Below are 15030 nucleotides of genomic sequence, written 5' to 3' on the forward strand. Positions count from 1 at the left end.
CGACCAAAAACCGCAAGAACTCTTACAATTAATAGAGACGATTCTCGTTTATAAGTTACCGCTTCTCAATCGTCGGGAGATAGAAACTATGTTTAGTTTAGATGAATTAAAACAAACTCAGTATTTTCAAGATGTGCGCGAAGAAGCGCGTCAGGAAGGTCGTCAGGAAGGTCGCGAGCAAGGTCGTGAGGAAGGTCGCGAGGAAGGCATTGAGCAAGGCAGACTAAACAAAGCATTAGAGGCAGTCCCCCGTTTGTTAGCCTTAGGGTTAAGTGTTGAGCAAGTCGCATCCGCCTTAGAGTTAGAAGTTAAACAGGTTAGAGCTATACAAAAAGGGACATAATACACAAGGCCTGCTGAAAAAGTTTGTTGGTCGGGTTAGGAGTCAGCCTTGAATCAGTTATCAGATGTGAGTTTTCAGTTCACTGTTCACTGTTTACTGTTCACTGAAAATACTCCCATCTCCTTGGGAAAAATCCCACGGTTATAGAAATCTTGGCGGAAAAGTCTCTACAACCGGGTTTTTCTAGGAATATTAGGAAAGGAGATTGCCGCGACTACCGTTAGGAAGAATAGTTTCTTCGAGGGAAGCGGAAAGAAGATTATTTTCGGTTAAAATCGCCCCAATTAAGTTAGCTCGTTTGAGATTAGCTCGTTTAAGATTGCTTCCCACTAAATAACTCAAGAGTAATCCCGCTTGGTGTAGATTAGCACCGTAAAGGTTAGCGGAGGCTAAATTCGCGCCGAGCAGATTACAACCGGTTAAGTTAGCCTGGCGAAAATTGGCTTTATTAGCGTCAGTTTTGCTTAAATCGGCACCGGTTAAGTTAGCTCCCTCAAAATCGCTACAATTGAGGTTAGCTCCCGTCAGATTAGCCCCTTCCAGGTTAGCATAACGTAAATCCGCCCCGCGTAAATCCGCCCCGCGTAAATCGGCATAGCTGAGGTCGGCGTATTGAAGCTGGCAGTTTTCCAGATTAGCTTGATAGAGATAGGCTCGAATTAGGTTAGCCTCTTTTAAGTTAGCATGGCTAAGATTAGCAGAGCTAAGAATAGCACGAGTGAGAATAGCCCGTTTTAGGTTAGCTTTCTCCGCCATGGCATGGGTTAAAGTGGCTGAGGTGAGATTAGCGGCTTCGAGATTTGCTTTCAACAGTTGGGCAAAAAGTAAGCTACTGTGAATTAAACAGGCAGAACTTAAATCAGCCTTTTTGAGAATGGTATTACTCAAAATTGCGCCGCTTAGGTTACTTTGGTGCAAATTTGCCCCGGAAAGGTCGGCTTTAGTCAGGTTAGCATCGATAAGACAAGCTTTGCTTAAATTAACTTCTTCCAGGGCAGCAGCTTTGAAATTAGCGTTAATTAAACAAGCTTCGGCTAAATTGGCTCGTTTTAAGTAACTATGACTTAGGTTAATCTGGTTTAAACACTGTCTCTTTAAATTGACTCCGCTAAGTCTGACTTCGGCAAAGTTGCGTTCACCTCGATTATACAGTTCGATTAGATGTTCACGATCGGTTAAGGCATTGCTACTCATAAAATAACTAAATTGTTCTGGAAGGTGATTTCCAGAGAATGGGTTGGGGAAAATTACTGATCATGAAGTCGATCTCTAGGATTAGTACAGGGAGCGACTGGGGATTTTTGCGAATAAATAGAAATTTTTAACCAATTACGGGCTTAAAATCCCTATTGGCAATCACTAAAACCGGTAAATAACTACAAGAATCGGGGTTCAATACCAAAAACAGCCTCTACCTAAACCCGCCACTTGTTGCCAGCCAGGTCTAGGCATTAAATTAGAGAAGTCTTGTGCGTCAGTTTTCCTGACTGAATCTACTGCCTCGCCGATGTCTTGACTCGGTATCATACAGTTGAATTGGTTAGGTCTGCTTAGTCAGTCCAGTAGCCAAAAGGCTAAAACTCTTAATCACCAGATTTCGGGGACTCTCCAGTTGAGCGAGCATAAAACTTTGTAAAAGTCAATCCCTCTTAGGGATGAACTGCCCGATCCTATTCCCCGAAGCCTTGATTTATTAATTCTATCGGGTTGTGGTCTGTTTTGGCAAGAGGGGTTAATGGCTTTTTAATCAATTCGCCAAAAGGCTTGATTTTCCGTAGGGGATAATTGTATAGACCGGTCATCTAAATATTGTTTGAGACTGGGGGAAGGATTGAGGAGATAAATATCGGTAAATTGATTTTTTAAGGATGGGATGGAAACTCTAATATCCGACTGAACAAATAAATACTTTGTCTTAGCATCAGTGGTATGAATAAGGGGCAAGGTATCTAACCAATGTTCTGAAATAATTAGAGGTTTTTGACTGCGATTAATCATTGTATAAGCGTTGGGAATATTACTACCATAGCCCACATATCTAGTTGCCGGCGGTGGATAGGGAATTTTGGCAATTAATCCGAGAACTAGCAATAATATTAAGAGAATTTTTGCCCAGCCTTGGCGCTGCTGTAATCCGTTGCCTAGTAAAAAGGTAACTGCCAGCAGCATACCGAGAAAACTCGGTAGGTAAAATCTGCCCACAGCCGTGTAGCGAAATCCTCCGATTAGATCCCACGCTAAAAGAGAGAAAAAGGGGATAATTGTCAGGAGAATGATCAGGGTAAAAACTTTTTTATCGGCTTTTTTTCCCAGATAAATAAAGGAGATGAAGACGAGGATAATTAGGCAGTATTCAATAATAGGGGTAATGGTGGGATTGGCTAAACTAAAATTATAAAATAAACGAGCGATCATTCCTACCCATCTTTGCCAAAGTACCTCTAGGGGTAAACTGCCTTTTGACCATCCAAAGACAGTAAATCGACTGGTAAAAATCCGGGTTAACCAAATTGAATAAATACACAGGGAAGCAAGTAAGCTGATGCTATAGTATTTTTTGGTTAAAAAGTTAAAAGAATTCAGCTGCAGCAGAAAATATAGGCTATGGACTACTAGAACAAAGATAAAGAAAACATGGGTATATAAACCAGCGATTAGGGATAAACTATAGAAAAACCAATTTTTTTTCGGTTGCGAGGAATCAATAGCTTTGAGAAATAACCAGCTAGAAAGTATCGAAAAGAAAACATATAGTCCGTATTCCCAAATTCCCAGCGCATAACCAGTAAAACGTGGAGAAAAGAAGATAAGTGTAGTGGCGATTAAAGCGGCATTTTTATTTTTAAACAAAGTCAAAGCTAAATGGTAAAAACTCCATAAAATACCAAACCAAATAATTACCGAAAATCCCCTTAATACTAGATAAGAATTGCCCAATAATCTTGCTAAAAACCAGAGGAAAATATAATAGAGAGGTAGATCGTAATTCGAGCTAGTATAAAGAGAGGCTATGGTATCGGGAAAACCTTTCACGTAATTAACCCCCTGAAATTGCCAGAGTTGTTCCGTGGATTTAATTTGCCCGTCGAAGAGATAGTTAATTAACTGTTCGGGTGTGTAACCAGAAAGATGCAGTAAGACCAAAGATTCATCGTGCCAAACATAGCTATAGTAGGCGAGATGGACAAAATAGAAAATATTGAAAATAATCAATAAAACTAAAGCAAATCTAACCCCAGATTGACGAGTAAACATAATTATCTCGATCCTGTTAAAAATCACTGATTACTGTTGACTAACTCCTGCTTAATCACTCTAGAATTTTGATGAGCAAGAGGTAAAGTAAACCAAAACTGTGAGCCAACCTGCGGGGTACTTTTTACCCCAATTCTCCCAGAGTGAGCCTCGATTATTTGCCGACATTGGTAGGAACCTAAACCGATTCCCGTTAGGTGTTGATTATGAAGATTTCTTACATATAAACGGAAAAGATGTTGACATTGTTCCTCATCCATGCCAATGCCATTATCGCTTAAAGTGCAGTAGAGCATATCTTGGTCAATACGAGCATCTAAAGCTAATTGAATCGGTGAAGGGTTATGTTTTAAGGCATTATTTAATAATTGTTCAAAAACACTTCTTAGCTGACAAGGATCGACATCAATAGCGGGTAAGTCATCGGGGAGAAGATTAATAAAAGTAGCTTGGTATAAATCAAAATCTTTTTGCCAATCTTTCAGCCAAATTTCCACCTGTTCTTTTAAAGATAGAGGTTGACGATGCAAGATTAAAGGCCGTTCTTCAGCAAAATGATTTTCTGATAAAGCATTAATTAAAGTTAATTGTCGATCGCAACTACGCACCACCTGATCGAGCATTGCTCGCGAGATAGTTACTTTTTCTGTTTGCCGACACTGTAAATTTTTTAATAACATCACTAATCCCATAATCGAAGTGCGAAGATCGTGGGATACTGCCTGTAAAAAAACCGTTTTCATTTCGTATAAACGCTGAATTTCCCGGACTTTTTCCCGTAGTTCCAGGGTTCTTGCTGCCACTTCCTGTTCTAAATTATTATTCAAGCTTTGCACCCTCTGATATAGTTGCGCTTGGCCGATAGCAATACAAACTTGGGTGGCTAACTGTTCTAATAATTTGACCTCGCTTTTTTGCCAATGACGGGGATGGGAATATTGATGGACCACTAAAGCGCCTAAATGTTGATTATTAACCGTTAGAGGTAAAACTAAAGAGGATTTAACTTGCAGGTATTCGTAATAACCCTTGAGAGTGGGCAGCGTTTGCACCTTAGCGGTATTATCAGCAATAATTAACTTATCTAAAGAAAATAATTGTCCCAATTCTTCCAGTAATTCTGGTTCGGGAAACCAACCCATCAGCGAGGGAATCTCGGGACGACGGGACTCAGCGATTACCTTAGACCAACCCCGCTCTTGACAGTGACCGATATAGACTTGATCGGCATCGAGAAAATTTCTGATTTCCTCAACAATGGTATTTAAAACCTGATCTATATCTAAAGATTGATGGACTTTTAAAGCAACTTGTGTTAGTAAATGTTCTCGTTCTAAAGTTTCATTTAAAGCTCGATCGATCTGTTGTCTTTCGCTAATCGCCGCCGATAAAAACAGAGAAGTTGACATGACAATGACTAAAAAGATTTGTAAGATCAAGACACCTCTGGTATAATCGGGAGCCTGTAGGATAAAAGGGCTGACTCCCCCGGCCAATCCCATCAAAGCTAAAATAGACACCAAAAAATTCGCTATTACCGCTCCCCAAGTCTGAAAACGCATGGCGGCCCAAACCACAAAGGGAAAAGGCAGATATTCGAGATACTGCACCATACTCCAATCGGGGTTAAGAAAATTCTGTTGACCACCAAAAACCACGGAAGTCACTCCCGTTAGCAAACTCAGACAAAGTAAGGCCTCGCCAAAGCGTTGAGGTTGCCGTGGTTCCCGCAGGGAGTGACGATTGAAGCAAAAACGCAACAGCAGCGGCGTGGTCATTAATATTCCCGTACTATCTCCGAGCCAGATAATGCCCCAAGACTGTCCAAATTGCCGCCAATCCCAAGTATTTAGCCAACTACGGGCAAAAGTATCGATAGTGGCATTGACTGCCGAGGCTAATAAAGCCGCTAAAAATACCAGTAAAAGGATATCGCGAATGCGCTGTAAAGTGGCGGAAAATCTCAGATAATGCAGGAATTGCGCCCCTAACAGAGCCGATAAACTGCTACCGATCGCCGAAAATAGAGCTATGGGCCAACTGGCCCCTAAAAAGAAGGTCAGAAGCAAATCCCCGATAAAAACGCCGAAAACTAGCCTTTTTCCCCCTAAAAAAACAGCAGTTAAGCCAATACCAGCACTCATCCAAATTGGGGCAGGTCGCGACCCTAAATTTAAGCAGAGATAGCCTAGCCAACCAACACCCAGATAAACTAGGGCAACAAGCACAATTTTAGACCGATCTGATGAAATCCGTAGCATTTTCAGTTATCAGTTATCAGTTATCAGTTATCAGTTATCAGTTATTAGGTTTAAGTTTTAAGTTATTAGGTTTAAGTTTTAAGTTATTAGGTTTAAGTTATTAGGTTTAAGTTTTCAATTTTCAATAAATTTAGTATCTTTCACTGGTCACTGGTCACTGGTCACTGGTTACTGGTCACTGGTCACTGATCACTGTTAATCTATCTCCAGATTGCCTAAACTAGGAGTAGTTCTGCTTCATGCAGATGGGTGAAAACCGTACATTTTCCTGTTAGGAATCAAAGATCATGCGGATTTTAATTGTTGAAGACGATCCCTTAATGCAGTTGGGTTTAGAACAAGCGCTCGGTGAACAGCCGGATTTTGAGATTGTCGGTCAAGCTAGTGATGGTCTAGCGGGGGTACAATTAGCCCTATCCCTACGGCCAGATTTAGTGGTCATGGACATCGGTTTACCCCGTCTTGACGGCATTGCGGCAACTAAACAGATTAAGGAAGGTTTAGCTAATGTTCATGTGGTCATGCTCACTTCCCACACTCTCCAACAGGAAGTGATCGCAGCTCTGGCTAGTGGTGCTGATGCCTATTGTATCAAGGGAGCGAGTCTCGATCGCCTTTTGGCCGCCATTGAAGCGGCCAAGGATGGGGCCACCTATTTAGACCCCCAAATTGCCCGTTTAGTCATGGATAATCTCAAACCGCCGGCAGTGCAACCTAATCCCAATCTAGCACTTTTATCGGAGCGAGAAATGGAGGTTTTAAAGTTAATTGTTGAGGGCAAAAGTAACGCTGAAATCGCCGAACAACTCTATTTAAGCACCAATACGATTAAAACCCATGTGCGGGGCATTATGAATAAATTGGCCGTGGACGACCGAGTACAAGCGGCCGTAATTGCCCTGCGTTCCGGTATTGTTTAAGGGGAAAATGGCGATTTACTTATCCCCTATTCGAGGCTTCTCTAATCACCTCTAAAACCTCTGAAGCATGGGAAATAGTCGGGACGTGACCGGATGCCAAAACCACTGTCTTTGCTCCCATTCTCTCGGCCAAATTAAACTGTAATTCTGGAGGTAAGGCTTGATCTTGACTAGAGACAATATACCAGTTCGGCTTATTTCTCCAAGCGGTTGTAGTGGTTTTTGCTGTTAGTAAAGAGGCTGCTGCTGGGGTTTGGGTGGCATAAATTAAAGCAGCTTTTTCGGCAGGCAAATCATTGGCGAGAATCTTCTCTATTCCCTCTTGAGAAATCCAGATAAATCCCTCTTGTTCTTGAAAATACTGTGATGGTTTTTCGTATTCACTAAACAAATCTACCATCGATTCCCCCGCATCAGGAGCCAACGCTGCAATATAAACTAAACCGGACACTTTTTCATCGTTGCCTACTTCTGTGATTACCATACCGCCCCAAGAATGACCGACTAGAATACATTGTCCTTCGATACGGTTTAAAATTCTTTTCGTAGCAGCTACGTCATCGGCCAGAGAAGTGAGAGGATTTTGCACGGCGATCGCTGCGTATCCTTCGGCTAATAACTGGGCAGTTATCTGATTATAACTAGAACCATCGGCCCAAAAACCGTGAACCAAAACAATATTGTTAATTCTGTTCATAAGACCTCTTACAAAACTCGAAAAGTGCTGGTTTTTAGCATTTTTTAACTCTCACAAATTAATTAGACAGGAGAGCTATTAATATTCTTACATTGTAGCCATTAAGTCCATTTTAACTTTTTAACTCCATTGCCGGTGCTATAATCATCCAAAAAGTATATTCAATCACTTATAATAAGTTATCGACCTATCTCTGTTGGAAAACCATGACTATCGCTGAAAGCTTACCCCTAGTCGAGTCTCATGTAAACCCTGAGATAATCTTCCCAGAAGGCGAATTTTGGAGTGATGAACCCCCTTTGGAAAGTAACCTACATCTACAACAAATTATTTTACTAATTCAGTGTTTAGAATGGTGGTGGCGCGAGCGAGAAGATTATTTTGCCACTGGCAATTTAACTATCTATTACAGTCCCAACCAGAAAAAGTCAGAATTCTTTCCTGGTCCTGATTTTTTCGTCGTTTTGGGGACAAATTCCAACCCCAACCGCAGAAGTTGGGTAGTTTGGCAAGAAGAGGGCAAATATCCCAATTTAATTATCGAAATTCTCTCCGATAGTACCGCCAAAGTTGACCGAGAGGAGAAAAAACAAATTTATCAGGATATATTTCGCACTCCCGATTATTTTTGGTTTGACCCAGAAAGCTTAGAATTTCAAGGATTTACCCTAATTAGCGGTCAATATCAACCGATTGCCCCCAATCCCCAGGGATGGCTCTGGAGTCAACAATTAGGCTTATATTTGGGTTTATCCGCCAATAAATTGCGCTATTTTACCCCCGAAGGTGAATTAGTACCCACTCCCGCAGAAGCGGCACAACAGGCAGAAAATCGGGTTTTAGAGGCAGAAAATCGGGCTGTAGAGGCAGAAAGCCAAGTCCAGCAAGAAAAGCAAAAAGCTGCGAAATTAGCGGCTAAACTGCGGGAATTGGGCATAGATACCGAGGAAAATCTCTAGTCTTCTTTTTTGATTAATAGTCAACAGCTTACCGCTCCTCAATTGTTGAACCACCTAAGCTAACTGGTAATCTCTAGAATCGGTGAAAATTTAACTTTATTTCCAGAAATTTTCGGCTTCGGGACTAAGGAAATCCTTAAGAATTTGGAAAATTTCTAAATTGGCTAGTCCTTGCTTAATTAAGTCAGGAAATTGACTCAAAACTTCGATAATATTATCGGCAAAATTATAATTTTTATCTTGTCCACAATTAACGGTTAAATAAGCCAGTAACTCCACTGCATAATCGGTAAAATCCATCACATCGGCAATACAGGCTAGTTTGAGAATTTGTTCGGGGGTTTTTAGAGACAAGAAATCAGCCGATAAATCTGGGGCAATTAAGTCTCTGTAGTAATAAGCTTCCCCCCAGAGTATTTGCCCTGGTCGCCGAGATTGAATAGGAGAAATACTGCGAATTCGATGGGAAGTTGCTAAATGAAATAGGGAAAAAGATTGTTGTCTTAAAAACTTATCAATATCAGCAAAAAGAGGTTGATCGAGATAAAGAGGTGAAAATTCAACTTCTATTTGTATACCCAAAACACTGCGGGATAATATCTCTAAACCTCCCTGTAAAACATCTAAATCTGCCCCTTGCACATCAATTTGTAAAAAATCTATAGATGGGATATTTTCCTGTTGACATAATTGATCTAAAGTAGTTGTTTCTAGGTCAAAAGTAAAGTCTAAGTTAGCAAATTCTGGTAAATTTTTAAACCGGTTTTAAAAATCTTCATTGGGAGGATAAAGAGAACTACACATCGGATGTTTAGTTACATATAAAGTCTTTTCTCCCTTAGATTTTGCCAGGGCAATGGCTAGATGTTTTTCCTGCCAATTAATATTTCGTCTGACCAATTCTTCATTAGCTTCTTCACAAGCATCTCCATCGGCATCTACTCCCAAAATTGTTAAATTGGGGGCGAAAATCTGCCATCCGCTGCTACCATAATCGTCTTGAGTGCTAAGTTTTCGTGAACCAACATTACAGACGGTAATCGAAATTTGATCGAGATGACCGCTTTGTTTGAGACTTGGAGTAAATAAGGGCATATTTTTTCTATCTGGCTATGGAGAAATAGGGCAATTGCTAAGATATTCCTGGTCTATAGGTAAGGAGGATACTAATCGCAGAAAGCTCCGCGCAAGCGTAAGGTTTCCCGCAATTCCTCGGTCATACCCACGTTATCGGCAAACTTTGTCCCCTTCACTTTTGCCCCGCTAAAATTCGCTTGAGTGATGTTGACTTCAACTAAATTAGCTCCTTCTAAATTGGAGCCAATTAAATTAGCTAAAGCCAAACTAGAACGGTAAAAATCAGCATAACTTAAATCGGCATTAGCTAATAAGGCTCCGCTTAAATCCGCTCCTTTGAAACTAGCATGACTGCCATTAATTTCGCTTAAATCAGCATCGGTTAAATTGGCCCCCCGCAGATTCGCTTGATAAAGATTAGCCATGCCTAAAGATATACCACTTAATTCCGCTGCTAGAAGATTTGCCCCAGTAAAATCCGTCAGGGGATTGAGTTCAGCTAATTGGGCTAATTCCCGAAAATCATCAGTAACAGCAGCATAAATTCCCTCGATTTGTGTCTGCAATTTCTCTAAATTTTCTGATGCTGCCGGTTGCGGTTCAACTAGAACAGTATCTAATTCTACCTGGGATGACCCTAAAGAAATACGACTCAAAAAAGCATCAAATTGATTTTCTATCAGGAAAAATGCCAACTTTCGCTCTAAAATACTATGTTTATTGGGACTTATATCGTGTTTCCATAATCCCGATGTTTCCGTAATACAGATATCGGCAGCTGTCAGGGAAAATTGCACCGTGAGATGATAAGGTTCTTCCTCCACACTCACAGTTCCTAGGTTAATCCTTTCGATCGCTCCTGTAAATATTGACTGAGGACTTTTGAACGATAACCGCCATTGATGATTATTAATACGATTTATGTATAACTCTTGACTAGAAAGAGGATTTGGTGTTAGGTGACAATTAACTAAAAGAAAATCTAATTTTCCTCCTTTTAGTCCCCATTTGATTTCCCCGCCGAGGAGAGATTGAATTTGAGCTTGTAGGTGTAAAGTTAAATATAAATCAAATTTTTGCGAGTCGGTGGCTACTGGTTCTAGGGTTAACGATACACTATCGGGATAGCGATCGAAGGCAGCTAAAAGACGCATAATCCAAAAAAGAAAAGCCAAAATAAACAGTAAAAAAGTGGTGTTTCTCTGGCCCTAAAGCCGAGAACTCACCCCTATTTAAAACAATAGCTGATTTTCTCGATCCTCGCTGAACATTTCTTCAGCGATCGCTGAATGATTGCCCCAGAAAATCAAGGTTAAATTAGTTGACTTTCTCTTTTTTGCCGATATTGCCGTCCGCATTAAAAAACATCGGCAAAAAGCGTTCCATAAACATTTGTGGATCACGATTCCAGGCTTTTTGAGCCGCTTCTACCCGGAATAATTGTAATTTCGGGTCGAGAAGGGATTGGGGTAAACGTTCCATCAGATATTGAGGACGTTCCCAAAGCGGCATAGTGGCGGCGATTTCCATTAAGTGACCGACGCGGCGCAATTCTGCCCCTAGGGTGATATCCATACCCGATTCATAGGCGGCTTGTTCGATCGCTGAGTATTTGGCCTTGGCTTTTTCGACTTTTTGCCGATGTTGGGGGCTTTTTTGGGCAATTTTGGCTAACCAACGATTACCCCAACGCACATGACCCGCTTCTTCGGGAAAGATTTTGGCGATCGTTTCCTGAATTTTCAGATTTTCCGGGGTTTGTTCCCCTGCTTTGAGGGCATAAATATGGGCGGCAAAGTATTGGCATCCTCGTTTTTCCGTGACGTTAATTGCCGCTAGGGCCGCAATCAGTCCATCTTCCCTTTGTTCTTCGCCTTGGAATTGATCTTGATCGAGAAGACGTTCAAATTCATCGATATAGGACAACCCTGGCGGTTTCCCCACATCGGCCCCCAATTCGATCAATAAATCGGTTAACCAGTAGGCATGGCGGGCCTCATCGGCAACGTGATGGGAAAGATCCTGGATCAGTTCTTGCGGTTGTCCGTCTAAGGTTTCGATCAGTTCGGTCAGGTCTTTACAGCTACGTTGTTCGTTGTAGCGGTAACGGTTGAGGGTGACAAGATGAATTTCGCGATCGCTAATGACACGCTTCATGATGTCGCGAGCGCTCATCGTCTTCTTGAATTTACGAGGGTAAGCAACGGTCATGATTTTGTATCGTTTTGTAAACGGCTTTCCGTATTCTAACGGAGTTTTCATCTGATAGTTTTCCGCCAAAGAGTAGTTCAACTGATTCGGGTTCTGATCGAGTTGCTTCCCCTGTCATAATATTTTTGTACTAAAAAATCAGCTTCCCTCTCCTGACTCCCATCTCCTGACAATCGACTGCTAAGATCGAACATAGCGATCGATCTCTCGCTCCCACGATACCTGATAAAACTATCCATGATCATCAAAAATAACCCCTATTATCGGGCTTTCACCGGCTTTTTGGTCGCTTTCCTTGTGTTTTGTGGTTTTGGGAGTTTCTCCCCCCTTCTTGCCCAAGCGAAAGAGCAATCAGCCGATGTGCAATCGATTACCCCCTACCTTAAGCAATTTCAACAAAAAATTACCGAATTTAGCCTCGATAACGGAATAAAATTCATTATCCTAGAAAATCGCGATGCCCCGGTTATTTCCTTTGTCACCTATGCAGATGTGGGAGGTGCCGATGAACCGGATGGTAAAACAGGAGTTGCCCACTTTTTGGAACATTTAGCCTTTAAAGGCACAAAAACCATCGGTACTACCGATTATCTTAGCGAGAAAAAAGTCCTCGATCGCCTTGAAGCTATAGACAAAGAACTGCAAGCGGCCAAAAAAGCGGGTAAAAGCGCAGAAGTGGCTAAATTAACGGAAGAATTTCAACAAGCTAAGGCAGAGTCCGAGAAATTCGTCCAACGCAACGAATACGGTCAAATTGTCGAAACTCAGGGGGGAGTCGGTTTAAATGCCACCACTTCCACCGATGCAACTAGCTATTTTTACAGTTTCCCGTCGAATAAATTGGAATTGTGGATGTCTTTGGAATCGGAACGATTTTTAGAACCGGTATTCCAACGGGAATTTTACAAAGAAAAAGACGTAATTCTGGAAGAAAGAAGGATGCGGACGGATAATAGCCCCTTGGGTTTATTAATCGAAGCTTTTCTCGATCAAGCTTATACTGTCCATCCCTACAAACGTCCCGTCATCGGCTACGATCGAGATATTCGCAATCTGGAACCCTCAGATATCCAAAACTTTTTCGATAAATTTTATCCTGCCAGTAATTTAACCATAGCTATCGCCGGAGATGTGGACCCAGAACAGGTCAAACAGTTAGCTAAGGTTTATTTTGGTCGTTTTCCCGCTAAACCGAAACCTCCCCAGGTGAAAGTAGTGGAACCGAACCAAACCAAAACAAAGGAAATTACCCTAAAATTAGCCTCGCAGCCTTGGTATTTAGAAGGATACCATCGTCCCGCCCTCAATCATCCCGATCATGCGGTTTACGAGGTTATCGCCACTTTAATGAGTGAAGGAAGAACCTCGCGACTGTATAAAGCTTTAGTGGAGGACAAACAACTTGCCCTCGCTGCCCAGGGATTTAACGGCTTTCCGGGAGATAAATACCCGAATTTGCTGTTATTCTATGCTCTTACCGCTCCTAATGTCAGTGTGGAGGAAGTAGCGCAGGGTTTGAATTGGGAATTGGAAAGATTGAAAAATGAACCGGTTTCGGAACAGGAATTAGAACGGGTTAAAAATCAATTACGGGCAGCCCTATTAAGAGGTCTTGATTCTAACATGGGCATGGCGCGATCCTTGATTGAATACGAGGTAAAAACCGGCGATTGGCGTAATTTATTCGCCCAATTAGATGCTTATAATGCTGTCACCGCAGCCGATATTCAACGGGTGGCTAAAGAGACTTTTACCACCGAAAATCGCACTATTGGCCGAATTTTACCAAAGTAAAAAGCGGCAAAGTTTGCTTTTTGCTCCCTCTTATCTATTTCTTCCGATAATTTTGACTCAAATCATGAAAAAACGCTTACAATGGCTAGGTTTAATCCTGATCACCCTGATAGGTGTCCTCGCTTTTCGTTCCCCAGCAATTGCCCAAACCCCGCGACATTTTACCGATTTAACTTTTCCTCCCCTTCCTGAAGTTACAGTTCCCGAATACGAACGTTATCAACTAGATAATGGTATGGTGGTTTATTTAATGGAGGATCGGAGCTTACCTTTAGTGAGTGGTACGGCGATGATTCGGACGGGAGGAAGATTAGAACCGGGGGAAAAAGTTGGATTAGCCGATATTACTGGAACCGTGCTGCGTAGTGGTGGCACGGAAAAACATCCTTCTAATGTCTTAAATCAATTATTAGAACAAAGAGCAGCCCTAGTAGAAACCTCGATCGATCTTAACGCTGGAACTGCTAATTTTAGCGCTCTTAGTGAAGATTTAGAAGCAGTTTTTAATCTCTTTGCCGAGGTTTTGCGTTCCCCAGCTTTTGAAAGTCAGAGGGTAGAATTAGCCAAAGTTCAGGAAAAAGGGGCGATTGCCCGACGTAATGATGATCCCGATGATATTGCTAGTCGGGAGTTTAAAAAGCTAGTCTATGGTGATAATAGCCCCTACGCTCGTACTGTAGAATATAGCACTTTAGCTAATATTGACCGTCAGGATTTAATCGATTTTTATCGTACCTATGTCCGTCCCGACCAAATAATTTTAGGAATTGTCGGTGATTTTGATTCTCCGTCGATGAAAGCATTAATCAATAAGACTTTTAGCGATTGGAAAAATCCCGCCACTACCCCTAAAATTGTCACCCCTTCGGCAACTCAAAAAAATCTTCAAGGTGTCTTTGTTGTCAATCAACCCCAATTAACCCAGAGTACGGTTTTATTAGGTCATCTTGGTGGTCGTTTGGATAGTCCTGACTATCCGGCTTTAACGGTATTAAATGAGATTTTAAGCGGTTTTGGTGGTCGTTTATTTAATGAAGTGCGTTCCCGTCAAGGATTAGCTTATTCTGTCTATGGTGTCTGGAATAGTCGTTATGATTATCCCGGTTTATTTATTGCTGGAGGTCAAACTCGCACCGATGCTACCGTACCTTTTATTAAGGCAATTTTAGGCGAAATCGAGCGCCTTCGCAATCAACCCATAACCGCAAAAGAATTGGCAGATGCTAAAAATGCTATTCTCAATTCTTTTGTTTTTAAGTTTGAGAAACCTGCTCAAAATTTATCGCGATTGATGACCTATGAATACTATGGTTATCCCCAAGATTTTATCTTCCGTTATCAACAAGCGGTAAAAGGGGTGACAATTGCCGATATTCAACGAGTGGCCCAACAATATCTACAACCGAATCAAATTGTGACTCTAGTAGTGGGTAATGAACAGGAAATTCAACCTCCTTTATCCAGTTTGGGAACTACGGTTAAAACTGTTGATGTCACCATTACACAACTATAA

At 41.6% G+C, this 15030-nt stretch carries 12 protein-coding genes and 1 pseudogene; 5 read left to right on the forward strand and 8 right to left on the reverse strand.

Features of this window, described 5'->3' with window-relative positions:
* A partial coding sequence (locus O9334_RS19830; RefSeq protein WP_288002036.1) for a DUF2887 domain-containing protein occupies positions 1–343 on the forward strand: 343 nt, incomplete at its 5' end.
* Positions 344–535: 192 nt separating this feature from the next.
* On the opposite strand, the gene O9334_RS19835 is transcribed toward O9334_RS19830, so the two are convergent.
* From O9334_RS19835 to O9334_RS19845, 3 genes are all read right to left on the reverse strand, one after another.
* Complete coding sequence (locus O9334_RS19835; RefSeq protein ID WP_288002038.1) at positions 536–1537, reverse strand: pentapeptide repeat-containing protein; 1002 nt, start codon at positions 1535–1537, stop codon at positions 536–538.
* A 549-nt stretch (positions 1538–2086) separates the two neighbouring features.
* Positions 2087–3598, reverse strand: a complete 1512-nt coding sequence (locus O9334_RS19840; protein WP_045360328.1) for a glycosyltransferase family 39 protein — start codon at positions 3596–3598, stop codon at positions 2087–2089.
* Between the two features lie 23 nt (positions 3599–3621).
* Positions 3622–5859, reverse strand: coding sequence for a sensor histidine kinase (locus tag O9334_RS19845; RefSeq protein WP_045360329.1), 2238 nt, complete (start codon positions 5857–5859; stop codon positions 3622–3624).
* Positions 5860–6146: 287 nt separating this feature from the next.
* Here O9334_RS19845 and O9334_RS19850 point away from each other — a divergent pair, with 287 nt between their 5' ends.
* The gene (locus O9334_RS19850) at positions 6147–6779 is read left to right on the forward strand and encodes a response regulator (protein ID WP_002737320.1); all 633 of its coding nucleotides are present in this window, start codon (positions 6147–6149) and stop codon (positions 6777–6779) included.
* Positions 6780–6798: 19 nt separating this feature from the next.
* Here O9334_RS19850 and O9334_RS19855 read toward each other — a convergent pair whose 3' ends face one another.
* Positions 6799–7476 carry an alpha/beta fold hydrolase gene (locus O9334_RS19855; RefSeq protein WP_045360331.1) on the reverse strand — a complete coding sequence of 226 codons (678 nt, stop codon included), beginning with the start codon at positions 7474–7476 and terminating at the stop codon, positions 6799–6801.
* A gap of 206 nt (positions 7477–7682) precedes the next feature.
* On the opposite strand from O9334_RS19855, the gene O9334_RS19860 reads away from it, so the two are divergent.
* Positions 7683–8435, forward strand: coding sequence for a Uma2 family endonuclease (locus O9334_RS19860; RefSeq protein WP_288002043.1), 753 nt, complete (start codon positions 7683–7685; stop codon positions 8433–8435).
* Positions 8436–8531: 96 nt separating this feature from the next.
* On the opposite strand, the pseudogene O9334_RS19865 reads toward O9334_RS19860, so the two are convergent.
* The 4 genes and pseudogenes from O9334_RS19865 to O9334_RS19880 all read right to left on the reverse strand — a co-directional run.
* Positions 8532–9146: pseudogene (locus tag O9334_RS19865) on the reverse strand (FkbM family methyltransferase); the annotation flags it as partial.
* Between the two features lie 54 nt (positions 9147–9200).
* Positions 9201–9530, reverse strand: coding sequence for a hypothetical protein (locus O9334_RS19870; RefSeq protein WP_288002046.1), 330 nt, complete (start codon positions 9528–9530; stop codon positions 9201–9203).
* A 71-nt stretch (positions 9531–9601) separates the two neighbouring features.
* On the reverse strand, positions 9602–10666 hold the full coding sequence (locus tag O9334_RS19875; RefSeq protein WP_190381270.1) for a pentapeptide repeat-containing protein: 1065 nt from the start codon (positions 10664–10666) through the stop codon (positions 9602–9604).
* A 163-nt stretch (positions 10667–10829) separates the two neighbouring features.
* Positions 10830–11723, reverse strand: a complete 894-nt coding sequence (locus tag O9334_RS19880; RefSeq protein ID WP_045360336.1) for a ferritin-like domain-containing protein — start codon at positions 11721–11723, stop codon at positions 10830–10832.
* A gap of 237 nt (positions 11724–11960) precedes the next feature.
* Between O9334_RS19880 and O9334_RS19885 the strand changes: the two genes are divergently transcribed.
* Positions 11961–13517: a M16 family metallopeptidase gene (locus O9334_RS19885; RefSeq protein ID WP_288002050.1), complete on the forward strand. Its 1557-nt coding sequence runs from the start codon at positions 11961–11963 to the stop codon at positions 13515–13517.
* 64 nt (positions 13518–13581) lie between these two features.
* A complete protein-coding gene (locus O9334_RS19890; protein ID WP_045360433.1) occupies positions 13582–15030 on the forward strand; it encodes a M16 family metallopeptidase in 1449 nt (482 codons plus the stop codon).

Source organism: Microcystis sp. LE19-8.1F (genome assembly GCF_027531715.1).
In the GTDB taxonomy this organism is placed as follows: Bacteria; Cyanobacteriota; Cyanobacteriia; order Cyanobacteriales; family Microcystaceae; genus Microcystis; species Microcystis wesenbergii_A.

What these genes read in the sequence shown, in the direction of transcription:
- O9334_RS19835 (WP_288002038.1), bottom strand. Translation starts at nt 1,537, where the DNA reads ATGAGTAGCAATGCCTTAACCGATCGTGAACATCTAATCGAACTGTAT.
- O9334_RS19840 (WP_045360328.1), bottom strand. Translation starts at nt 3,598, where the DNA reads ATGTTTACTCGTCAATCTGGGGTTAGATTTGCTTTAGTTTTATTGATT.
- O9334_RS19845 (WP_045360329.1), bottom strand. Translation starts at nt 5,859, where the DNA reads ATGCTACGGATTTCATCAGATCGGTCTAAAATTGTGCTTGTTGCCCTA.
- O9334_RS19850 (WP_002737320.1), top strand. Translation starts at nt 6,147, where the DNA reads ATGCGGATTTTAATTGTTGAAGACGATCCCTTAATGCAGTTGGGTTTA.
- O9334_RS19855 (WP_045360331.1), bottom strand. Translation starts at nt 7,476, where the DNA reads ATGAACAGAATTAACAATATTGTTTTGGTTCACGGTTTTTGGGCCGAT.
- O9334_RS19860 (WP_288002043.1), top strand. Translation starts at nt 7,683, where the DNA reads ATGACTATCGCTGAAAGCTTACCCCTAGTCGAGTCTCATGTAAACCCT.
- O9334_RS19870 (WP_288002046.1), bottom strand. Translation starts at nt 9,530, where the DNA reads ATGCCCTTATTTACTCCAAGTCTCAAACAAAGCGGTCATCTCGATCAA.
- O9334_RS19875 (WP_190381270.1), bottom strand. Translation starts at nt 10,666, where the DNA reads ATGCGTCTTTTAGCTGCCTTCGATCGCTATCCCGATAGTGTATCGTTA.
- O9334_RS19880 (WP_045360336.1), bottom strand. Translation starts at nt 11,723, where the DNA reads ATGACCGTTGCTTACCCTCGTAAATTCAAGAAGACGATGAGCGCTCGC.
- O9334_RS19885 (WP_288002050.1), top strand. Translation starts at nt 11,961, where the DNA reads ATGATCATCAAAAATAACCCCTATTATCGGGCTTTCACCGGCTTTTTG.
- O9334_RS19890 (WP_045360433.1), top strand. Translation starts at nt 13,582, where the DNA reads ATGAAAAAACGCTTACAATGGCTAGGTTTAATCCTGATCACCCTGATA.